This is a genomic window from Curtobacterium sp. MCLR17_034 (genome assembly GCF_003234485.1).
Lineage (GTDB): Bacteria > Actinomycetota > Actinomycetes > Actinomycetales > Microbacteriaceae > Curtobacterium > Curtobacterium flaccumfaciens.
The window spans coordinates 128229-150536 of the sequence record NZ_QKTH01000001.1 but is presented as its reverse complement, the minus strand read 5'-3'; the positions used below and the strand labels follow the sequence as shown (position 1 = coordinate 150536).

Sequence of the window (22308 nt, the reverse complement as noted above, 5' to 3'; positions counted from 1 at the left end):
CGTACCGTTGACGTCTGTCGTCACGACGCCAGAGCGTCGATGCGTGTGTGCCCCACACTCCACGCGTCCGCCCGGACACCGTGACCACGACGTGCCCGTGAGCGCCCCCACCGCTCGAGCGTGCGCGCCGTCGGCGTGCTGCTGCGCGCCACCCCTCCGGCCACCCGCGCGCGCTGGCCGTCGAACGCACCGCACCCGATGACGAGTGCACCACTGCTGATCCGCCGCAGGAGACCTCCGTCATGACCGCCGACACCATGAGCGTGCCCACCGCACGCCTCACCACCCCGGACACCCACCGGTCCGGAACCCGACCCACCCGGGTGATCCGGGCCTCCCGGCCGTCCCGCGCCGCCCTGCCGTTCCGCGCCTCTCTGCCGTTCCACGCCGACCGCGAGACGGCACCGACCTGGATGCGGGTCGTCGGCACGGCGCTGCTCCTCGGCGGTGCCGGGCTGTCCGCCGCCGTGCTCGGCTGGCCCGGGGACGCGCCGGAGGTCGCCCTGCTGGTGCCGGCCCTGCTCGCCGTCGCCCTCGGGTCGCTGCTCCTGCTCGCCCGGGCCGGGTTCACCGTCACCGAGCGGCACGTGACCCTGCACTTCCGTCCGCTTCCGCCGCGGCGCATCCCGCGCCGGCGGATCACCGACGTCCGCCTGGTCGAGGCGGACGCGGCCACCTACGGCGGTGTCGGCCTGCGGATCCGTCGCGGCGAGCGTGCGCTCATCCTCACGCCCGGGCTCGGGATCGAGCTCACGGACGATCGCGGTCGGGTCACGTTCGTCCGCACGCGTCGCCCGGAGGACGCGTTCCGTGCGCTGGCGGGACTGCCAGGCGGGCCGGGAGGCGCGGATCGCGTCGAGCGCGAGCGCCTGGGCTGAGCAGGGGAATGGAAGCGGCGTGTGGCGGCTTATACACGCCACTGCCGAATCCGGTCAAGCCGGGACTGGACAGCACGCCACGGAGCGAACTATGATGACAGTTCGCGCTCCCTGGCATCCGTGTCGTCATATTGCGGTCGACGCAGAGTTCTGAGACAGAAACTCATCTCGCCCTGGTGCAGCCGGACCCGTATATGGCGGCGGGTACCGCTCACGGAGATCATCCCACACGTGCACCGACGTTCCGCGTCAGGCACGCGTCGGCGTGGTCGCAGGGCTTGCATCTCAGGGTTCGCCGAGCGATCAATCCACTCACCTACACACTGCTCGTCAGTGTCGGCCCGACGGGGCCTACCGGAGGTCACACCCTTGGCTGCTGCGCCCAACGCATCCACCAACCCCAAGAACGGTCGCAACCACTCGCGACTCTCGTTCGCCAAGATCACGGACACCCTCACGGTTCCTGATCTGCTCGCACTCCAGACGGAGAGCTTCGACTGGCTCGTCGGCAACGACGTCTGGAAGGCCCGCCTCGCCGAAGGGCAGGAGCAGGGTCGTACCGACCTCGCGCTGCACTCGGGGCTCGAGGAGATCTTCGAGGAGATCTCCCCGATCGAGGACCTCGGCGAGACCATGCAGCTCTCGTTCACCGCGCCGGAGCTCGAAGACCCGAAGTACTCGATCGACGACTGCAAGGAGCGCGGCAAGACCTACGCCGCTCCGCTGTACGTCAACGCCGAGTTCATGAACCACATGACGGGTGAGATCAAGACGCAGACGGTCTTCATGGGCGACTTCCCGCTCATGACCGAACGCGGCACGTTCATCATCAACGGCACCGAGCGCGTCGTCGTGTCGCAGCTCGTCCGTTCGCCCGGCGTGTACTTCGAGCGCCAGCAGGAGAAGACCTCCGACAAGGACATCTACTCGGCGCGGATCATCCCGTCGCGTGGTGCCTGGCTCGAGTTCGAGATCGACAAGCGCGACCAGGTGGGCGTGCGCATCGACCGCAAGCGCAAGCAGTCCGTGACCGTCTTCCTCAAGGCCCTCGGCCTGACGAGCGAAGAGATCATGGACGAGTTCCAGGGCTTCGCGTCGATCGAATCGACCCTCGAGAAGGACGCCGTCCTCACGAAGGAAGAGGCGCTCAAGGACATCTACCGCAAGCTCCGTCCCGGCGAGCAGGTCGCTGCCGAGGCCGCGCGTGCGCTCCTCGACAACTTCTACTTCAACCCGAAGCGTTACGACCTGGCGAAGGTCGGCCGCTACAAGGTCAACCGCAAGCTCGGCATGGACGCCCCGTTGTCCGACTCGGTGCTCACCGTCAAGGACATCGTCGCGACGATCAAGTACCTGGTGTCGCTGCACGCTGAGCGCACCACGATCGACGGCGTCCGTGACGGCGAGCCGGTGCAGCTGCGCCTCGACGTGGACGACATCGACCACTTCGGCAACCGTCGCATCCGCGCCGTCGGCGAGCTCATCCAGAACCAGGTCCGCACGGGTCTGTCCCGCATGGAGCGCGTCGTCCGCGAGCGCATGACCACGCAGGACATCGAGGCGATCACGCCCCAGACGCTCATCAACGTGCGTCCGGTCGTCGCCGCGATCAAGGAGTTCTTCGGAACGTCCCAGCTGTCGCAGTTCATGGACCAGAACAACCCGCTCGCGGGCCTGACGCACAAGCGTCGCCTCTCGGCCCTCGGCCCGGGTGGTCTGTCCCGTGAGCGTGCCGGCGTCGAGGTCCGTGACGTCCACCCGTCGCACTACGGCCGCATGTGCCCGATCGAGACCCCGGAAGGCCCGAACATCGGCCTGATCGGTTCGCTCGCGTCGTTCGGTCGGATCAACTCCTTCGGCTTCATCGAGACCCCGTACCGTCGCGTCGTCAACGGCGAGGTCACGAAGACCATCGACTACCTCACCGCTTCGGAAGAGGACGACTTCGTCGTCGCGCAGGCCAACGCCCCGCTGACGAACGACTTCCACTTCGCCGACGACAAGGTGCTCGTCCGCAAGAAGGGTGGCGAGGTCGAACTCGTCGCCAAGGACGAGGTCGACTACATGGACGTCTCCCCGCGCCAGATGGTGTCGGTCGCGACGTCGCTCATCCCGTTCCTCGAGCACGACGACGCGAACCGCGCCCTCATGGGTGCGAACATGCAGCGTCAGGCCGTCCCGCTGCTCCGTTCCGAGTCGCCGCTCGTCGGTACCGGTATGGAGGGCTACACGGCCATCGACGCCGGCGACGTCGTCACCGCCGACAAGGCCGGTGTCGTCTCCGAGGTCTCGGCCGACGCCGTCACCCTGCAGCTCGACGAGGGCGGCACGCAGACCTACTACCTGCGCAAGTTCGACCGCTCCAACCAGGGCACGAGCTACAACCACCGCGTCATCGTCTCCGCAGGCGAGCGCGTGGAGCAGGGCGAGGTCATCGCCGACGGTCCCGCGACGGAGAACGGCGAGCTCGCGCTCGGCAAGAACCTCCTCGTCGCGTTCATGCCGTGGGAGGGCTACAACTACGAGGACGCGATGATCCTGTCGCAGAACCTCATCAAGGACGACACGCTCTCCTCGATCCACATCGAGGAGTACGAGGTCGACGCCCGCGACACCAAGCTCGGCAAGGAGGAGATCACCCGTGACCTCCCCAACGTCAGCCCGGACCTGCTGGCCGACCTCGACGAGCGCGGCATCATCCGCATCGGTGCCGAGGTCCGCCCCGGCGACATCCTCGTCGGCAAGGTCACGCCGAAGGGCGAGACCGAGCTGAGCGCCGAGGAGCGTCTGCTCCGTGCCATCTTCAACGAGAAGTCGCGCGAAGTCCGCGACACCTCGCTCAAGGTGCCCCACGGTGAAGAGGGCACGATCATCGGCGTCAAGGTGTTCGACTCGCAGGACGGTGACGACGAACTCGGCTCTGGTGTCAACCAGCGCGTGGTCGTCTACATCGCCCAGAAGCGCAAGATCACCGCGGGTGACAAGCTCGCCGGTCGTCACGGCAACAAGGGCGTCATCTCGACCATCCTCCCGGTCGAGGACATGCCGTTCCTCGCAGACGGCACCCCCGTCGACATCGTCCTCAACCCGCTCGGCGTCCCCGGCCGCATGAACTTCGGCCAGGTGCTCGAGATCCACCTCGGGTGGCTCGCCAAGCAGGGCTGGAACGTCGAGGGCATCCAGGACTGGGCCGAGAACCTGCCGGAGGCAGCGCACAGCGCCGAGCCCGGCACCAAGGTCGCCACCCCGGTGTTCGACGGTGCGTACGAGCGCGAGATCGAGGGCCTCCTCGACTCGACCCTCCCGAACCGCGACGGCGAGCGCCTGATCGGCTCGTCCGGCAAGGCGCAGCTCTTCGACGGTCGCTCCGGCGAGCCGTTCCCGGAGCCCGTCTCGGTCGGCTACATGTACATCCTCAAGCTGCACCACCTGGTCGACGACAAGATCCACGCGCGTTCGACCGGTCCGTACTCGATGATCACGCAGCAGCCGCTGGGTGGTAAGGCGCAGTTCGGTGGACAGCGATTCGGTGAGATGGAGGTGTGGGCGCTCGAAGCGTACGGCGCCGCCTACGCCCTCCAGGAGCTCCTGACGATCAAGTCCGACGACATCCTCGGCCGCGTGAAGGTCTACGAGGCGATCGTCAAGGGCGAGAACATCCAGGAACCCGGCATCCCCGAGTCCTTCAAGGTCCTCATGAAGGAGATGCAGTCGCTCTGCCTGAACGTCGAGGTCCTCTCGGCCGACGGCCAGGCGGTCAGCCTGCGCGACAACGATGACGAGGTCTTCCGCGCTGCGGAGGAGCTGGGCATCAACATCTCCTCGCGGTTCGAGTCGTCCTCTGTCGACGACATCTGATCCCGCCCGTACATCGAAGCCTGAATCAGCAAGAGAGAAGAACATTGCTCGAAGCAACTTCCTTTGACGCCATTCGGATCGGCCTCGCGACCGCCGAGGACATCCGTCAGTGGTCGTACGGCGAGGTCAAGAAGCCGGAGACCATCAACTACCGCACCCTGAAGCCCGAGAAGGACGGTCTGTTCGGCGAGCAGATCTTCGGTCCTTCCCGCGACTGGGAGTGCGCCTGCGGCAAGTACAAGCGTGTCCGGTTCAAGGGCATCGTCTGCGAGCGCTGCGGCGTCGAGGTCACCAAGTCCTCGGTCCGTCGTGAGCGCATGGGCCACATCGAGCTCGCTGCCCCCGTCACGCACATCTGGTACTTCAAGGGCGTCCCGTCGCGCCTCGGGTACCTCCTCGACATGGCGCCGAAGGACCTCGAGAAGGTCATCTACTTCGCGGCGTACATGATCATCGACATCGATGAAGAGGGCCGTCACGCGGACATGCCGGGTCTCGAGAACGAGATGCGTCTCGAGATCAAGACCCTCGAGGGCCAGCGCGACTCGATCATCGCTGACCGCCTCAAGAAGCTCGAGGACGACCTCGCAGCCCTTGAGGAAGAGGGTGCGAAGGCCGACGTCAAGCGCCGCACCAAGGACACCGCCGAGAAGGAGATGTCCCAGGTCCGCAAGTCGTTCGACGAGGACATCACCCGTCTCGAGCGTGTGTGGGAGGACTTCCGCAACCTCAAGGTGGGCGACCTCAAGCCCGAGGACGCCGTCTTCCACGAGCTCCAGGACCGGTTCGGGATCTACTTCGACGCCTACATGGGCGCCGAGGCGATCAAGCTCCGGCTCGAGGCGTTCGACCTGGCCGCCGAGGCCGAGGCGCTGCGTCTGCAGATCGCCGAGGGCAAGGGCCAGAAGAAGATCCGCGCGATCAAGCGTCTGCGCGTCGTCAGCTCCTTCCTCGCCACCGGCAACTCGCCGGCCGCGATGGTGCTCGGCGTCGTGCCGGTCATCCCGCCGGAGCTGCGCCCGATGGTGCAGCTCGACGGTGGCCGTTTCGCCACGTCGGACCTCAACGACCTCTACCGTCGTGTGATCAACCGCAACAACCGTCTCCGCCGCCTGCTCGACCTCGGTGCCCCCGAGATCATCGTGAACAACGAGAAGCGCATGCTGCAGGAAGCCGTTGACGCGCTGTTCGACAACGGTCGTCGTGGTCGTCCGGTCACGGGTACCGGCAACCGCGCCCTGAAGTCCCTGAGCGACATGCTCAAGGGCAAGCAGGGTCGCTTCCGCCAGAACCTGCTCGGCAAGCGCGTCGACTACTCGGGCCGTTCGGTCATCATCGTCGGCCCGCAGCTGAAGCTGCACCAGTGCGGTCTGCCCAAGCAGATGGCGCTCGAGCTCTTCAAGCCGTTCGTGATCAAGCGCCTCATCGACCTGTCGCACGCGCAGAACATCAAGTCGGCCAAGCGCATGGTCGAGCGTTCGCGTCCGCAGGTGTGGGACGTGCTCGAGGAGATCATCCGCGAGCGCCCCGTGCTGCTGAACCGTGCGCCGACGCTGCACCGTCTGGGCATCCAGGCGTTCGAGCCGCAGCTCGTCGAGGGCAAGGCCATCCAGCTCCACCCGCTCGTGTGTGCTGCGTTCAACGCGGACTTCGACGGTGACCAGATGGCCGTGCACCTGCCGCTGTCGGTCGAGGCCCAGGCCGAGGCCCGCATCCTGATGCTCGCCTCGAACAACATCCTGAAGCCGTCCGACGGCCGCCCGGTGACCCTGCCCGCACAGGACATGATCATCGGTCTGCACCACCTGACGACCGTCCGCGAGGGCGCCGTCGGTGAAGGCCGTGCGTTCTCCTCGGTCGCCGAGGCGATCCTGGCCAACGACCAGCACACGCTGCACCTGAACGCGATGGCGAAGATCCGCATGACGGGTGTCCACTTCGCCGAGGGTGAAGCTCCCGAGGGCTACGAGCAGGGCGACACCGTGCTGCTCGAGACGACCCTGGGCCGTGCGCTCTTCAACGAGACCCTCCCGGCGAACTACCCGTTCGTCCAGAAGGTCACCGACAAGGGTGTGCTGTCCGCGATCGTCAACGACCTCGCCGAGCGCTACTCCAAGACCGAGACGGCCGCTGCGCTGGACCGGATCAAGGACGCCGGCTTCTACTGGGGCACCCGCTCCGGTGTGACCGTCGCCCTGTCGGACGTCGTGACGCCTCCTCGCAAGAAGGAGATCATCGCGGGCTACGAGATCCAGGCCGCCAAGGTGCAGGGCGAGTTCGACAAGGGTCTGATCACCGACTCCGAGCGTCGCGCCGACCTGATCAAGATCTGGACCGAGGCCACGAACGAGATCGCGCAGGAGATGCGCGACAACTTCCCGGTCGACAACACCATCAACCGCATGGTGTCGTCCGGTGCTCGTGGTAACTGGCTCCAGGTCCGAAACATCGCCGGTATGCGTGGTCTGGTGAACAACCCGAAGGGCGAGATCATCGCCCGCCCGATCATCAACTCGTACCGCGAGGGCCTGACCGTGGCGGAGTACTTCATCGCCACCCACGGTGCTCGCAAGGGTCTTGCCGACACCGCGCTCCGTACCGCGGACTCCGGGTACCTCACCCGTCGTCTCGTGGACGTCTCGCAGGACGTCATCATCCGCGAGGACGACTGCGGCACGACGCGTGGCCTCGAGCTGCCGATCGCGACCGTGGACGCCGGTGGCAAGCTCGTCCGCGACCCGCGCGTCGAGAACACCGTGTACTCCCGCACCCTGGCCACCGAGGCCGTGGACGCACAGGGCACGGTCGTGGCAGAGGCTCGCGAGGACGTCGGTGACGTGCTCCTCGAGAAGCTGCTGGCAGCCGGTGTCGAGAGCATCAAGGTGCGCTCGGTCCTGACCTGCGAGTCGGCCGTCGGTGTCTGCGCGAAGTGCTACGGCCGTTCGCTCGCCACCGGCAACCTGGTCGACATCGGTGAGGCAGTCGGCATCATCGCCGCGCAGTCCATCGGTGAGCCCGGTACCCAGCTGACGATGCGTACCTTCCACACGGGTGGTTCGGCCTCGGCCGACGACATCACCCAGGGTCTGCCGCGTGTCACGGAGCTCTTCGAGGCGCGTACCCCCAAGGGCGCGTCCCCGATCGCCGAGGCCCCCGGCCGCGTCGTGGTCGAGGACACGGACAAGGGTCGTCGGATCATCCTCACGCCGGACAACGGCGACGAGCCGTTCATCTACCCGGTGCTCAAGCGTGCGACGCTCCTCATCGAGGACAACCAGCACGTCGAGCTCGGCGAGCAGTTCATCGCCGGCACCGTCGACCCGAAGGAAGTCCTCCGGGTCAAGGGTGTCCGAGAGGTCCAGAAGCACCTGGTCAACGGTGTGCAGGACGTCTACGGCTCGCAGGGTGTGCCGATCCACGACAAGCACATCGAGGTCATCGTCCGCCAGATGCTCCGCAAGGTCACCGTCGTCGACCACGGCGACACCGACCTGCTGCCGGGTGAGCTCGTCGACCGGTCGCGCTACAACGCGCTGAACCGTGCGGCGCTGCAGGAGGGTCGCAAGACCGCTTCGGCTCGCCAGGAGGTCATGGGCATCACGAAGGCGTCCCTCGCGACCGAGTCGTGGCTGTCCGCCGCTTCCTTCCAGGAGACCACCCGCGTGCTCACGCAGGCGGCCATGGAGGGCAAGCAGGACCACCTCGTCGGCCTCAAGGAGAACGTCATCATCGGTAAGCTCATCCCCGCCGGGACGGGCCTCAGCCGGTACCGTGACGTGGACGTGAACGCGACCGAAGAGGCGAAGGCGGAGCGGTACCCCAACCGCATCTTCGCTGACGACTCGTCGTTCTCGGACGCCGACCTGAGCTTCGTCGACTTCGACAGCTTCTCGTCGGACGACTTCACGCCGGGCACGTACAACTGAGCCTGATGTGATCCCACGAAGGCCCCGTCTCCGCAAGGAGGCGGGGCCTTCGTCGTGTCGTCACCACGTGACGGCCTGGAGGCGCGGTGCGGGGCCGCCACGGGCCTCCCGTCCGCCGTGGGGTCGCGGCTAGAGCGCGCGGCCCGCGCCGTTGTCGCGGCCGGAACCGCGTCCGGTCTCGTCGACCAGCGAGAACAGGCTCAGCACGTTGCCGTCGGGGTCGCGGACGTCGAACCAGTCGACCGCCCCGTCGACGCACTCGACGGGGCCGATGTCGATGCCGAGCGCGCCGATGCGTGCGTGCTGCGCGGCGACGTCGTCGACGCCGAAGCGGACGCTGACCGGGTTCTCCTCGGCCTGTTCGTCGACGTAGAGCTGGATCCAGATGCCGCCGACCTCGTACTCGGCGACGCCGTCCTCGGGCTCGAGGTCCGGCTCGGTGCGCTCGAAGACCGCGCCGTACCAGAGGCAGGACGCCTCGATGTCGCTGACGGGCAACCCCACGGTCACGCTCGTGATGTCCATGACTCATCATGTGCCCGGGTGGGGGCGCGCGTCGAGAGGGATTCCGCGGTGCCGCGCTGTCCGGCCCGCGTCTGACGGCGGCGTCGTTCCTCCACACCCCCGTGTGACACCGACGTTCTCCACGGACTGCTCGCCATGGCTCCGAGACCGGTGCGGGGTACGGGAGGCTGGCGGACATGCACCCTCCGACGACCACCGCGAACCGGCCGAGGCGTCCCCCGGACCGGGGCCGAACCGGTCGTGGACCCCAGTTCTGGGTGCAGCCGGACCCCCTCCGCCCCCTCTTTCTGGGACTGCGGTCGGCGAGGGCCCCAGAAGTAGCGTGGTCGGGCGCCACATCCCTGGTGGCGCATCACCCGACGACGTCTCGCCGTGCGCGAGTCCAAGGAGGCACGGGACTCATGGCGACCCTGTCCGAGATCCTCATCCTGAACGGCGCCCTGCCCATCGAGCACCTCGATGCGATGACGGGTGACGAGGACCTCGACGAGCGCGCCATCCGTGGCCTGGTCGACCAGGGCGTCGTGAGCGAGGCCCAGTTCATCACCGCCCGGGCCGCGTCGAACAACTCCCGCACCGTCCCGCTGAGCGACTACCCCGTCGACGGCACCGCGGTGTCGATCTTGCCGGCGGCCCTGTGCCGTCGTCACGGCGTGCTCGGCGTCGGGTTCGAGGGCGACCTGCTCATCCTCGCGATGGTGAACCCCACGAACGTGCTCGCCATCGACGACGCCCGGACGGCATCCGGTCGCGCGATCAAGCCGCTGCAGGTCGAGGAGCGTGACCTCGTCGCTGCCCTCGACCGGTACCTGCGCGCCGACGACGAGCTGAACGACCTGACGTCGTCGCTCGAGGAAGAAGCGTCGACGACCTCGAAGGCGCAGATCGACATCGCCGACGGCGCCCTCGACGACGTCCCGATCGTCCGGTTCGTGAACCTGCTCGTGTCGCAGGCCATCCAGGACCACGCGTCCGACATCCACATCGAGCCCGGCGAGCACGAGGTCCGGATCCGGTACCGCATCGACGGCGTGCTGCACGAGATGGCGCCGGCGCCGAAGAACATCCAGAACGGCGTGATCAGCCGCCTGAAGATCATGAGCGACATCGACATCGCCGAGCGTCGCAAGCCGCAGGACGGCCGCATGTCCGTGCGGCACGGCGGCCGGCAGATCGACCTCCGTGTCGCGACGCTGCCCACCGTGTGGGGCGAGAAGGTCGTCATGCGGATCCTCGACAACACGAACACGTCGCTGACCCTCAAGGACCTCAACCTCCTCGAGCAGAACTTCCAGGCGTACCAGCGGTCCTACTCGAAGCCGTACGGCATGATCCTGGTCACCGGTCCCACCGGTTCGGGCAAGTCGACGACGCTGTACACGACCCTCAACGCCGTGGCGAAGCCCGAGATCAACGTCATCACGGTGGAGGACCCGGTCGAGTACCGGATGGCCGGCATCAACCAGGTGCAGGTCAACCCGAAGGCCGGCCTGACGTTCGCCTCCGCGCTCCGCTCGATCCTCCGCTCCGACCCCGACGTCGTGCTGCTCGGTGAGATCCGCGACCACGAGACCGCCCAGATCGCGATCGAGGCGTCGCTGACCGGGCACCTCGTGCTCTCGACCCTGCACACCAACGACGCCCCGTCGGCCGTGACCCGCCTGACCGAGATGGACATCGAGCCGTTCCTGGTCGGATCCGCCCTCGACTCCGTCGTCGCCCAGCGACTCGCACGCCGGCTGTGCGACCGGTGCAAGGCGCCCGCCGTGTACGAGATCGAGCAGCTCCGGGCGCTCGGGTTCCTGGCCCCCGGCGACGAGATGCCCGCGTTCTTCGCCCCGGTCGGCTGCGCCGTCTGCTCGAACACCGGCTACCGCGGCCGCATCGCCCTGCACGAGGTCATGACCGTGACCGAGGAGATCGAGCGGCTCGCCGTCGGTCGTGCCTCGAGCGCGGAGATCAGCCGCGTCGCCCAGCAGCAGGGCATGCTCACGCTCCGCCAGGACGGCTTCGAGAAGGTCAAGCTCGGCATGACGAGCGTCGACGAGATCCTGCGCGTCGTCGCATGACCGGAGAACAGGACGAGCAGATGACCGACTCCGTGTACGACATCACCATGCCCGGCGACGAGCCCGTCGCCGGATGGCACCCCGGCACCCCCGGTGCCGAGGTCGGCTCCCGCCGTGCCGCGCGGCTGGCCGCGGCAGCCGCTGCCCCGCCCGAGCAGGTCTACGACCTGACGGACGACTCGGCAGTGTGGCCCGCGCCCACCGGCACGGCCGTGGCGAGCCCGGTTGCCGGGCCCGTGGGTGGTCCGGTGGCTGCGCCCGTGGCGCAGTCCGCGACCGCTCCGGCGACGCCGCCCGCCGCGGTGCCGTCCTCGACCGCCACCTACGGGTACGCCGAGCCGGCGACCCAGCAGCTGCCGGCCATCGCCTACAGCGGCGCCCACCACGCCACACCGGCTGAGCCTGCTCCGACCCCGGCCCTCGCCGCGGCGTCGGCCGGTGACATCGACTTCGCCCGGCACGCACGAGAGGTCGCCGACCCCGACCTCATCACCGCACTTGCACAGGTCGTCTACCAGGGGGCCTCCGACCTGCACGTCACGGCCGACGCCCCGCCCACCGTCCGCGTCGACGGCTCGCTCCGGCCGGCCGTGCCCGGAGGCGCGTGGTCGCGTGGCAAGGTCATCGCGGCGCTCAAGACGCTGCTGTCCGTCGAACAGGCCGGGCAGTTCGACCACGACCAGGAGCTCGACTTCGCGTACTCGCTGTCGCCGGAGTACCGCTTCCGCGTGAACTACTACCAGCAGCGCGGCAACTGGGGTGCGGCGTTCCGCATCATCCCCACCAGGATCAAGACGCTCAAGCAGCTCGGCATCCCCGCGCACGTCGGCGACTTCGCCGGCCTGCCCCGTGGACTGGTCCTCGTCACCGGCCCGACCGGCTCGGGCAAGTCGACCACCCTCGCCGCGCTCATCGACCTGGTCAACGAGAGCCGTGCCGACCACATCGTGACGGTCGAGGACCCGATCGAGTTCATGCACGACCACAAGCGGTCGATCATCAACCAGCGCGAGGTCGGCGCCGACACCCACTCCTTCGCCTCCGCGCTCAAGCACGTGCTGCGGCAGGACCCCGACGTCATCCTGATCGGTGAGCTCCGCGACCTCGAGACCATCTCCGTCGCGCTCACCGCCGCCGAAACCGGTCACCTGGTGTTCGCCACCCTGCACACGCAGAGCGCACCCGGCACGATCGACCGCGTCATCGACGTCTTCCCACCGCACCAGCAGGGGCAGATCCGCACCCAGCTCGCGGCCACCCTGCAGGGTGTCGTCTGCCAGACCCTCGTCCCGAAGGCCAACGGCGTCGGTCGCGTCGTCGCCACCGAGATCATGACGATCACCCCGGCCATCGGCAACCTCATCCGCGAGGGTAAGACCTACCAGATCACCTCCGCCATGCAGGCCGGCCGTGACCTCGGCATGCACACCATGGACCAGGACCTCGCCGAACTGGTCAACGTCGGCACCATCTCGCGCAAGGCCGCGATGGAGAAGGTGCACGACGAAGAGGGCTTCGACCGGCTCGTCCAGCGCGTCGAGTCCCCGTCCGACTCCTCGGCCGCTGCGATCGCCGCCAGCGGCATCGACTTCGGCGACAAGTTCTCCGGAGGCTACTGATGTCACTCGCGTTCGACTACCGCGGGCGTGACGGCGCCGGCAAGCTCGTCAAGGGTCGTCTCGACGCCGCGTCCGAGGGAGCCGTCGTCCAGCGCCTCCGGGGGATGGGCGTCTCACCGATCGCCATCACCGAGGCGAAGGCCGGCACCGGACTCCAGACCGAGATCAAGATCCCCGGGTTCGAGAAGGGCGTCGGCCTCAAGGACCTCGCGATCATGTCGCGGCAGGCTTCTACGATGCTCACCTCGGGGCTCTCGCTGCTGCGGACCCTGACGATCCTGTCCGACCAGACCGAGAACAAGAAGCTCAAGGACATCCTCGGCAAGGTCCGCGACGACGTCGAGCGCGGCGTCTCGTTCTCTGACGCCGTCGCGAAGTACCCGGTCGACTTCCCGCCGATCATGATCAACATGATCCGTGCGGGGGAGACCGGCGGCTTCCTCGACCAGGCCATGGACTCCATCGCGACGAACTTCGAGAAGGAGCACAAGCTCCGCTCGACGATCAAGTCGGCGATGACCTACCCGGTGGTCGTGCTCGTGATGTCGCTGGTGGCGGTCGCCATCATGCTCATCTTCATCGTCCCGATCTTCCAGGACATGTTCTCGTCGCTCGGCGGCACGCTCCCGCTGCCGACGCAGATCCTCGTGACGCTGTCACACGCCATGCGGTACGTCGCGATCCCGCTCGCGATCGTCGTCGTGCTGGCGTGGCTTTGGTGGCGAGCGAACAAGAACACCGAACGCGTCCGAGCGTTCATCGATCCGATCACCCTGAAACTGCCGGTCTTCGGTCCGCTGCAGAAGAAGATCGTCATTGCTCGGTTCGCTCGCAACTTCTCGAACATGATCGGCGCCGGTGTGCCCATTCTGCAGGCATTGCGGATCGTCGGGGAAGTGTCGAACAACTTCGTCGTGAAGCGCGCGCTCGACAATGTCGCAGAGGCCGTGCGGAAAGGTGAATCAATCGCGCTGCCGCTCGCGGCACAATCGGTTTTCCCGGCAATGGTGACGCAGATGGTCGCGGTCGGTGAAGACGCCGGTTCCCTCGAGATCATGCTCGAGAAGATCGCGGTGTTCTACGACGCCGAAGTCGAGGCGACCACCGATGCCCTCACCTCGCTGATCGAGCCGCTGCTCATCGCGTTCCTGGGGGTGGTGGTGGGCGGGATGATCATCGCGCTGTACATGCCGATCTTCCAGATCACCAACGTCGTGCAGAACGCTTCCTAGCCATTCCACCCCCATGCGGGGGCATTGTCGATATCGACCCTCCCCCGCATTGGGGGTGTTTTGTGCCCAGCGTGCCCCCCGTTCTCGGGATTGGCCGCTCGATGTGCCCCCAATACGCTGATCTGCGGCGGCCGAGCAAGCCCCGAACCCATTTCCCCGACATTGCCCGCAGAATGGAAACAACCATGTACTTCGCTCTCATGGGCAAGCTCGACGCTCGCCGCAAGGGTCTCCTGAAGGACGGCGAGAAGGGCTTCACGCTCATCGAGCTCCTCGTCGTCGTCATCATCATCGGCATCCTCGCCGCGATCGCCATCCCGGTGTACATCAGCGTGCAGAACAACGCGAAGAACTCGGCCGTCAAGTCCGACATCACGAACGCGAAGACCGCGGTCGTGACCGTTGTCACGCAGTCGGACTCGGGAACGCTTCCCGCAAGCATCAGCACGGCGGAACTGGCCGCTGACCCGTACAAGGCCGCGGGCAGTACTTCTGGTACGGACACGACCCTGACCTACACGGTCAACGCGGACAAGACTGCCTTCTGCATCGCGGGCAAGAGCACCGCGACTGGTAAGACGTTCGGCGCGACCGACGCTTCCGGCGTAGCCGAGGGTTCCTGCTCCGCCGGCGTCTTCACCAAGAAGTAGTACTGAGGAGTGCCCGTGCGGTCGAACGACCGCACGGGCTATGCCATCTCTCCACGAGGAAGGAACGCCATGATCTCGCGCATCGCCGAGCGACTGCGTTCCGCACGTGAGAGCGAGGACGGCTTCACGATCATCGAGGTGATGGTCGCGATGACGATCTTCGCCCTGATCGCCGCCGGGATCGCCGCGGGCATCGCCGCCTCACTGGTGCTGTCGAAGGACACCCGTGCTCGAGAGGTCGCGTCGACGATCGCGATGGAGGACATCGACGACCTCCGGGACACCCCGAGCATCTTCAACGTGAAGAGCGGGACCGCCACCAAGCAGGTCGGCAACCAGGTCTTCGACCTGACCCGGAAGGTGTCGTGGACCCGGTCGTCCGGCGCGGCCACCGCCTGCGGCACGGGCGACGGCAGCCTGTCGTACAAGGCCGTGACGGTCACGGTTCGTTGGAGAACCAGCGCTGCAGCGTCCGGGACCCAGCAAGTCGAGATGTCGAGCGCCATCGCTCCACTCACGAACATCAACTCGGACACCACGGGCTCGATCCTCGTCGGCGTGACGAACGCGAACGGTATCGGCGTCTCCGGGATCGTGCCGACCGTGAGCGGTGGCCCCGCCGGGGTCACGTTCCCGGCGACGGACGCGGAGGGCTGCACCTACGTGGCCGGTGTTCCGCCGGGGACCTACAAGGTGACGGTCGCCCGCACCGGGTACATCGACTCGACCCAACAGTCGAGTCCGTCGTCGCAGTCGGTGACGGTGTCGGTCGGGAGCTCCGGTGCCGCTGCCTTCACCTTCGACAAGGTGACGACCTACTCGTTCAAGTACGTGACCTCGCCGGCGTCGTCCGCGATCCTGCCGACGAACCTGCCGTTGTCGATCACCAACGGGACCTCGGGCACGACCGTGTTGAACCCCGCCCCGACGAGCGCGGCCCTGTTCCCGTTCCCCTCGGGGTACCAGGCGGTCGCGGGGCTGTACTCCGCAGACGTGTCGTCCGACGCCGCAGCGACCTGCCTGGGCCCGGAACCAGGTGCCTGGACAACCGCCAACAAGGCCGGCAAGAAGGGGACGGCGACGGAGTTCAAGGACGCGACCGGGCCGATCCCGATCAGCATGGGCGCGATCACGCTCGCCAAGCCGGACAAGGCGCTCTTCATCACCGCAAAGACCACAACAGCCGTGAACGGCGATCCCGGCTGCGCGAAGGGGATGACCCTGAGCTTCCCGAAGCCGACGTCGGACAGCATGACGATCGCCCTGCCGTGGGGAACCTGGAAGCTGTTCACGGGCGGCACCGCGGGCGCGGCGACGACGCCGCTCGCGCTCACCGCCACCAACACCGCGATGGTCAGCAACGGTGCCGTCACCGGTGGCGTCGTCCTCGTCGACCCGAGGCCGGCCAGCTGATGCGCGCGCTCCTCCGTCGTCTGCGTGGCGACCAACGCGGGATCACGCTCGTGGAGCTCCTCGTCGCCATGCTCGTGACGTCGCTGCTGCTCACCCTGGTCGGGAGCTTCTTCGTGTCGATCTCGAAGGCGCAGCGCACAGTGTCCTCGGTCAACGACAGCACCCGACAGGGAACCACGTCGATGACGCAGCTCAGCCGGTACCTGCGTGAGGCCTCGCGGTGGCAGGTGAGCAAGACGGTCAGTGCGCCGGCGTTCGTGAGCGCCACGGGCAGGAGCGTGCAGTTCTACTCGGGTGTCGACCTGTCGAGCGCACGGGCCGGGCTCACCAAGGTGACGGTCGACGTCGTGTCGAACCGGCTGCGCATGCAGCTGCAGCGGGGCGACTGCCCGGCCGGCGGGTACTGCACGTTCACCGGCGCCACCCGGACGCTGTGGCTCGCCGACGTGGTCCGGGCCGGCACGCTCTTCTCGTACGTCGACGCGGACAACGGACCCGTGTCCGCGCCGGCGAATGCCACCTACGACACGATCCGGTCCGTCCGCGTAGCACTGACCGTGGGGTCGGCTGGCGGCGTGACCGTCAACGACAGCACGTTCCAGGCCACCATCAACCTGCGCAACCTCGACTACGGCGCAGCCACGGAGTCATGATGCTCATCCGGATCCTCCGAGGCCTGCGCGCCCGAGACGACGAACGCGGGGTCGCCCTCGCGGCCGTCATCGGGATCGGTGCAGTGCTCATGATCGTGCTGTCCCTCGTCGTCGCCACCGCGACGAGCGGTGCGACGAAAGCGACGACCGACACGAACTACAACAAGGCGATCGCGGCCGCGTACGCGGGGCTCTCCGACTACCAGGGCCGCCTCGCAGCCGACAACGCCTACGTCAAGTACGGCGTGCGCACCGCGTTCTCGTCGACGAGCACGTACACGGCAGATCCGGCGAACAAGGCCTTCGGCACCACGAAGGACGGCTCGTGGGCGAACGTGGTCGGGAGCACCGACCAGTCCTACCGGTACGAGGTCGACAACTCCGACTACTCGACGACCGGCAAGGTCCGCCTGCGCGTGACGGGGAAGGCCGGTGCCACGACGAGGACCATCGTCGTGGACCTCCGCGGCGACGGCTTCGTCAACTACCTGTACTTCACGAACTACGAGTCCCAGGACCCGAGTCTGACGAACGCCGGCTGCGTCTCGAACCACCGCAACGACGACGACTGGAGCTCCAGCAGCAGCTGTGAAGCCGTCACGTTCGCCAGCGGTGACGTCCTCGACGGGCCGGTCCGGTCGAACGACGTCATCACCGCCTGCGGAGCGACGTTCAACTCGAGCGTGCAGGACACGGGGCCCGCCGACTTCTTCTACACGAGCAAGGCGACGACCATCGACTCCGCCTGCCGCTCGTCCACGAAGTTCATCGGCGGGAAGATCAAGAACGTCGGGACGCTCCCCATGCCGAGCACCAACGCGAACATGAAGCAGGAGGCACGGACCGACATCCCCGAGAAGGTGGCGAAGCCCGGGTGCCTGTACACCGGTCCGACGTCCATCACGTTCCTCGCCGGGGGCAAGATGCGCGTGGTCTCACCGTGGACCATCTCCACACAGGTCAAGGGCAACGCCACGGGCAGCGCCATCGCGCCGGGTCCGGGGAACGACGCCCTGTGCGGCTCGGTCGCTGCCCTCCGGGGAACCGGTGCCGTCGTCCCCACGCTGCCCGCGAACCTGGTCTACGTGCAGAGCGTGCCGTCGACGGTCGGTGACCCGAACTACTGGGCGTCCAGCGCCACACCGTCCGGCACGGTCAACGGGACCGTGAACGCGGGTTCGCCGGTCTACTGCCAGCAGACGGTCAAGTCGGGGACCTCGACGAGTTCGGACTACGGCAACGGCCTGGGGTACCCGCTCAACGGCGAGTTCACCGGAACGCGCGGGGATGCCGGGTACTACGGGTGCCGAAGCGGTGATGCCTTCGTGTCCGGATCCTTCGGCGGACAGATGACCCTCGCCGCAGAGAACTTCCTGTACGTCACCGGGAACATCGTCTACCAGAACGGCCGGACCTCCGACGACATGCTCGGGCTCGTCGGGCAGAAGGCGGTCTCCGTCTACAACCCCGTGTCGTGCTCGAGCTACTCCGGCTGGTCGAACACGGTGTGCAACACGGGCAGCAGCTCCTACTCGACGAACACGGCGCCGACCAAGAACATCGAGATCGACGCGGCCATCGCCAGCAACCTCGGCACGTTCAACGTCCAGAACAGCCAGTACGGGTCGAACCTCGGCATCCTCACGATCTACGGATCGATCGCCCAGCAGTTCCGCGGCTCGGTCCGCACCTCGTACGGCAACGGCCTGCTGACGGGGTACGCGAAGGCGTACTCGTACGACAGCAGACTCAAGTCCTCGGCCCCTCCCAAGTTCCTGCAGCCGGTCTCGACCACCTACGGTGTGACGACCGAGACCGAGTCCGCGACGGCCTTCCGCGCCGACGGCACCCCGACGGGGAAGTGACCGTGGCTTCCTTCGCCTCGGTGGCGCCCCTCGTCGCCGCGCTGGTCGGTGTGCTCGGTCTCGCGATCGGGTCGTTCCTGAACGTCGTCGTGTACCGGGTGCCCGCGGGCATGTCCGTCGTCGCGCCGGCCAGCTCCTGCCCCGGATGCAGTCACGCGATCCGAGGTCGCGACAACGTGCCCGTGATCTCATGGCTCGTCCTGCGCGCCCGGTGCCGCGACTGCGGCGCGCCCATCTCGGCCCGGTACCCGCTCGTCGAAGCCGCCACGGGCCTCCTGTTCGTCGCGGTGACGCTGCTCTCGGTACTCGCACCGTGGTCGCCGCTGGCGGCGCCGGACGGCGTCCCCGGAACGATCCACGCTGCGATCCTGCTCGTCGCACTCCTGTACCTGATGGCGATCAGCATCTCGTTGACGCTCATCGACCTCGACACCCACACGTTGCCGAACCGGATCGTGCTGCCGGCCTACGTCGTGCTGCCCGTGCTCCTGCTGGCGGCGTCGGCGGCGTCCGGGGACTGGGGCGCCGCGCTCCGGGGCCTCATCGGCCTGGTCGTCCTCGGCGGCGTCTACCTCGTGCTCGCGCTGGCGGTGCCCGGCGGAATGGGGCTCGGTGACGTGAAGCTCGCCGGCGTGCTCGGCCTCGTGCTGGCGTACCTCGGATGGGGACCCCTCGCAGTGGGTTCTTTCGCGGCGTTCCTGCTCGGAGGTACCTTCGCAGTCGTCCTCCTGGTCGTGCGCCGGGCGGGCCGTCGCAGCGGGATCCCGTTCGGCCCCTGGATGCTCGCGGGTGCCTGGCTCGGCATCGCCGTCGGTGCCCCCGCATGGGACGGCTACCTGCGCCTCCTCGGACTCGCCTGACGCCTCGTCGCGCGCTGACCCACCAGACCGACCCGAAGACGGTCACGGAAGGACCACCCATGTCGAAGAGCATCGTGGGCGTCGACATCGGCGCCGCCGCGATCCGTGCTGTCGAGGTCCAGGACGCCGACAAGCCGAGACCGACGATCCTGCGGTTCGCCGAGGTTCCCGTGCCCCCGGGCGCGACGAAGCAGGGTGAGGTGCTCGAGCCGAACACCGTCGCGGGTGCGCTCCGACAGCTCTGGTCGCTCGGGCGCTTCCGCTCGAAGGACGTCGTGCTCGGCATGGGCAACCAGCGCGTGCTGTCGCGCGACCTGACGGTCCCGAAGGCCCCCATCGCGCAGATCCGTGAATCGTTGCCCTTCCAGGTGCAGGACATGCTCCCGGTGCCCGTGGGCGACGCCATCCTCGACTTCTACCCGACCAGCGAGGAGACGGGGGAGAACGGCCCCACCGTGAGCGGTCTCCTCGTCGCCGCGGTGAAGGACGCCGTGCTCGCCAACGTCCGCGCGGTCCAGAACGCCGGGCTCAAGCCGGTCGGTGTCGACCTCATCCCGTTCGCCCTGGCACGTGTCCTCGCGCCGGCGAACCGGTCGGGCACCGTGGCCATCGTCGAGTGCGGCGGCAACACGACGACCGTCGTCATCGTCACCGACGGCGTCCCGAAGTTCGTCCGTATCGTGCCGACCGGCGGCGATGACATCACGCGGCTCCTCGCCGGCCGGCTGACGATCGACGAGGGAGCGGCCGAAGCCGTCAAGCGCCACCTGGGCATGGATCCGGAGCGGGCGCGGACCGGCGACGATGCGCTCGCGGTCGCGGCAGTCCGCGAGACGATGGGCGAACTGCTCTCGAGTCTCCGCAACACCGTCAACTACTTCGTCAACACCCACCCTGCCGAGCCCGTGGGCGAGATCCTGCTCTGCGGCGCTGCAGCTGCGCTCCCCGGTTTCGCCGCAGCGCTCTCGGAGTTCACCCGGACGCCCGTCCGGTTCGGGGCACCGTTCGCGAACGTCGCGCTCGCGAAGTCCATCCGCGTCGAGGACCTGCACGCGCACGGCGCATCGATCGCCGTGGCATGGGGACTCGCCGCGGGAGGGAAGGCAGCATGAGCCAGTCGACCAAGTCGAAGCCCTCGCGCTCTGGACGGAGTCGCCGCCGAGGAGCGGCGACCGACCCCGCACTGCGCGTCGCCGCCGAGACCGCGGAGCGAGTCAAACGTCAGCGTCGGACCACCCCCAGCGAGATCGTCGTCGGGGGCCGCCCCAGTGTCGATCTGCTGCCCACCGAGGTCCTCGCCGACCGACGCAGCAGCCGTGTCGTCCGTCGGATGTGGGCGGGCGTCGTCCTCGTGGCGATCGTGGTCGGGATCGCGACCGCCGGAGCCAGCCTCCTGTCCAGCCAGGCCCACGACGACCTGACCCACGCGCAGGACGAGACCCTGTCGCTCCTGCAGCAGCAGGCGAACTACCGCGAGGTCCGGGACACGGAGGCCGGTACTGCGCTGCGTGAAGCCGCGCAGTCCGTCGGCGGGGCCACGGAGATCGCCTGGCAGCCGTACCTCGCTTCGCTGAAGGCGTCGCTCCCGGCGGGAGTCGAGATCACCGGCGTCGCGATCGACTCGGCCACGCCGCTGGAGACCTACGCGCAGGCCGACACCCCGCTCCAGGGGCAGAGGGTCGCGACCCTGACCATCGACGCGCAGAGCCCGACGCTGCCGTCCGTTCCGTCGTGGCTCGATGCCGTCAAGGGGCTCAAGGGCTTCGTCGACGCGACCGCGAACTCGGTCACGCTCGACCCGACGACGGCCACGTACACGGTGAACATGACGATCCACGTCGACCAGGCCGCCTTCGACGGCAAGTACCAGGACAAGGGCGAGTGAGATGACCCGCAACCGACTCAACATGCTCCTCGCCGTCGTGGCGATGGTCGTGGTGGCACTCGCCGGGTTCTTCCTCGGCGTGCAGCCACATCTCGCACAGGCCGCGAGTGACCGTACCGACCAGGTGTCGGTGGACGCGACGAACCGGACGACGGCGGCGGAACTCGCCCGGCTCAAGGACCGCGCGAAATCCCTGCCGGCGATGAAGGCGGAACTCGCGGAGCTCACCACCTCGGTGCCGTCGAGTGCGAACATGTCCTCCTTCTACGGTGCTGTCGACAGCGTCGCGGCCCGGGCGGGTGTGAAGGTGTCCGCGATCACGACGTCGGACGCTGTGGCGTACACCGCTCCCGTCGCAGCCTCGACTGCCGCGGGCACCGACGACTCGTCGGCCTCCGCGACGGACGAGGCGACGGATGAGGCGCCGGACGAGGCGACCGCGGTATCCACCGGCGCCGCGACGGCGCCCGTGACCGACCCGGCGATCTCGGCCGCGAACTTCTCGGCCATCCCCGTCTCCGTGTCGGTCGACGGGTCGTTCGACCGGGCCCTGTCCTTCGTCGGGGGCATGCAGGACGGCGCTCGACTCTTCCTGGTCACCACGGTGTCGTCCTCCATCTCGCAGGACTCGACCGACCCGGCCGCGGCGGCTGCGACGACGTGGACGTTCGGTGGCTACGTGTACGTCCTGACCGCCGACTCGGACACAGCGGCGAAGGGCTGACCCGACCCCCACGGACTGGGGTCGGCCGCGCCACGCCGACCCCACTTCCGCGACACCCGTCGTTGTGATTACGATGCACCAGACGCCGTGATCGCGGCTGCTCATCCCGCTCGAACGGTCGGCTCGAACCGGCCGTTCCTCGTCGTGCCCG

15 protein-coding genes are annotated in these 22308 nt (G+C 67.8%); 14 read left to right on the top strand and 1 reads right to left on the bottom strand.

Features of this window, described 5'->3' with window-relative positions:
• Positions 1-242: 242 nt before the first annotated feature.
• The 3 genes from DEI98_RS00710 to rpoC all read left to right on the top strand — a co-directional run bounded on the left by DEI98_RS00710 (position 243) and on the right by rpoC (position 8662).
• A complete protein-coding gene (locus DEI98_RS00710) occupies positions 243-878 on the top strand; it encodes a hypothetical protein (RefSeq protein ID WP_111099582.1) in 636 nt (211 codons plus the stop codon).
• A 369-nt stretch (positions 879-1247) separates the two neighbouring features.
• Positions 1248-4736, top strand: a complete 3489-nt coding sequence (gene rpoB, locus DEI98_RS00705) for a DNA-directed RNA polymerase subunit beta (RefSeq protein ID WP_071406174.1) — start codon at positions 1248-1250, stop codon at positions 4734-4736.
• Between the two features lie 44 nt (positions 4737-4780).
• Positions 4781-8662 carry a DNA-directed RNA polymerase subunit beta' gene (rpoC, locus tag DEI98_RS00700; protein ID WP_111099581.1) on the top strand — a complete coding sequence of 1294 codons (3882 nt, stop codon included), beginning with the start codon at positions 4781-4783 and terminating at the stop codon, positions 8660-8662.
• Positions 8663-8791: 129 nt separating this feature from the next.
• Here the strand turns inward: rpoC and DEI98_RS00695 are convergent, their stop codons facing one another.
• Positions 8792-9187 (bottom strand): VOC family protein, encoded by a 396-nt coding sequence (locus DEI98_RS00695; protein ID WP_071245506.1) that lies wholly within the window; start codon positions 9185-9187, stop codon positions 8792-8794.
• Positions 9188-9588: 401 nt separating this feature from the next.
• Between DEI98_RS00695 and DEI98_RS00690 the strand changes: the two genes are divergently transcribed.
• The 11 genes from DEI98_RS00690 (at position 9589) to DEI98_RS00640 (ending at position 22157) form a co-directional block, all read left to right on the top strand.
• The gene (locus DEI98_RS00690; protein ID WP_111023276.1) at positions 9589-11256 is read left to right on the top strand and encodes a GspE/PulE family protein; all 1668 of its coding nucleotides are present in this window, start codon (positions 9589-9591) and stop codon (positions 11254-11256) included.
• Positions 11253-12875 carry a type IV pilus twitching motility protein PilT gene (locus tag DEI98_RS00685; protein ID WP_309147096.1) on the top strand — a complete coding sequence of 541 codons (1623 nt, stop codon included), beginning with the start codon at positions 11253-11255 and terminating at the stop codon, positions 12873-12875. The genes DEI98_RS00690 and DEI98_RS00685 overlap by 4 nt, the downstream gene beginning before the upstream one ends.
• Positions 12875-14107, top strand: a complete 1233-nt coding sequence (locus DEI98_RS00680; RefSeq protein ID WP_111099580.1) for a type II secretion system F family protein — start codon at positions 12875-12877, stop codon at positions 14105-14107. Before DEI98_RS00685 ends, DEI98_RS00680 begins: the two co-directional genes overlap by 1 nt.
• Positions 14108-14292: 185 nt before the next feature.
• A complete protein-coding gene (locus DEI98_RS18985; protein ID WP_111099579.1) occupies positions 14293-14757 on the top strand; it encodes a type II secretion system protein in 465 nt (154 codons plus the stop codon).
• A gap of 69 nt (positions 14758-14826) precedes the next feature.
• Positions 14827-16170, top strand: a complete 1344-nt coding sequence (locus DEI98_RS00670; RefSeq protein WP_111099578.1) for a carboxypeptidase-like regulatory domain-containing protein — start codon at positions 14827-14829, stop codon at positions 16168-16170.
• Positions 16170-16823, top strand: coding sequence for a PilW family protein (locus DEI98_RS00665; RefSeq protein WP_111099577.1), 654 nt, complete (start codon positions 16170-16172; stop codon positions 16821-16823). Before DEI98_RS00670 ends, DEI98_RS00665 begins: the two co-directional genes overlap by 1 nt.
• Positions 16823-18688 carry a hypothetical protein gene (locus DEI98_RS00660; RefSeq protein ID WP_111099576.1) on the top strand — a complete coding sequence of 622 codons (1866 nt, stop codon included), beginning with the start codon at positions 16823-16825 and terminating at the stop codon, positions 18686-18688. The genes DEI98_RS00665 and DEI98_RS00660 overlap by 1 nt, the downstream gene beginning before the upstream one ends.
• Positions 18685-19548: a prepilin peptidase gene (locus DEI98_RS00655; RefSeq protein ID WP_375334575.1), complete on the top strand. Its 864-nt coding sequence runs from the start codon at positions 18685-18687 to the stop codon at positions 19546-19548. Before DEI98_RS00660 ends, DEI98_RS00655 begins: the two co-directional genes overlap by 4 nt.
• Before the next feature lie 59 nt (positions 19549-19607).
• Entirely contained in the window at positions 19608-20660 is a 1053-nt protein-coding gene (gene pilM, locus DEI98_RS00650) for a type IV pilus assembly protein PilM (RefSeq protein ID WP_110893921.1), read from the top strand.
• Positions 20657-21433, top strand: a complete 777-nt coding sequence (locus tag DEI98_RS00645) for a hypothetical protein (protein ID WP_111099575.1) — start codon at positions 20657-20659, stop codon at positions 21431-21433. Before pilM ends, DEI98_RS00645 begins: the two co-directional genes overlap by 4 nt.
• A 1-nt stretch (position 21434) precedes the next feature.
• Positions 21435-22157 carry a hypothetical protein gene (locus DEI98_RS00640; RefSeq protein ID WP_111099574.1) on the top strand — a complete coding sequence of 241 codons (723 nt, stop codon included), beginning with the start codon at positions 21435-21437 and terminating at the stop codon, positions 22155-22157.
• The last annotated feature ends 151 nt before the right edge of the window (positions 22158-22308 follow it).

What these genes read in the sequence shown, in the direction of transcription:
- DEI98_RS00710 (WP_111099582.1), top strand. Translation starts at nt 243, where the DNA reads ATGACCGCCGACACCATGAGCGTGCCCACCGCACGCCTCACCACCCCG.
- DEI98_RS00695 (WP_071245506.1), bottom strand. Translation starts at nt 9,187, where the DNA reads ATGGACATCACGAGCGTGACCGTGGGGTTGCCCGTCAGCGACATCGAG.
- DEI98_RS00690 (WP_111023276.1), top strand. Translation starts at nt 9,589, where the DNA reads ATGGCGACCCTGTCCGAGATCCTCATCCTGAACGGCGCCCTGCCCATC.
- DEI98_RS00685 (WP_309147096.1), top strand. Translation starts at nt 11,253, where the DNA reads ATGACCGGAGAACAGGACGAGCAGATGACCGACTCCGTGTACGACATC.
- DEI98_RS00680 (WP_111099580.1), top strand. Translation starts at nt 12,875, where the DNA reads ATGTCACTCGCGTTCGACTACCGCGGGCGTGACGGCGCCGGCAAGCTC.
- DEI98_RS18985 (WP_111099579.1), top strand. Translation starts at nt 14,293, where the DNA reads ATGTACTTCGCTCTCATGGGCAAGCTCGACGCTCGCCGCAAGGGTCTC.
- DEI98_RS00670 (WP_111099578.1), top strand. Translation starts at nt 14,827, where the DNA reads ATGATCTCGCGCATCGCCGAGCGACTGCGTTCCGCACGTGAGAGCGAG.
- DEI98_RS00665 (WP_111099577.1), top strand. Translation starts at nt 16,170, where the DNA reads ATGCGCGCGCTCCTCCGTCGTCTGCGTGGCGACCAACGCGGGATCACG.
- DEI98_RS00660 (WP_111099576.1), top strand. Translation starts at nt 16,823, where the DNA reads ATGCTCATCCGGATCCTCCGAGGCCTGCGCGCCCGAGACGACGAACGC.
- pilM (WP_110893921.1), top strand. Translation starts at nt 19,608, where the DNA reads ATGTCGAAGAGCATCGTGGGCGTCGACATCGGCGCCGCCGCGATCCGT.
- DEI98_RS00645 (WP_111099575.1), top strand. Translation starts at nt 20,657, where the DNA reads ATGAGCCAGTCGACCAAGTCGAAGCCCTCGCGCTCTGGACGGAGTCGC.
- DEI98_RS00640 (WP_111099574.1), top strand. Translation starts at nt 21,435, where the DNA reads ATGACCCGCAACCGACTCAACATGCTCCTCGCCGTCGTGGCGATGGTC.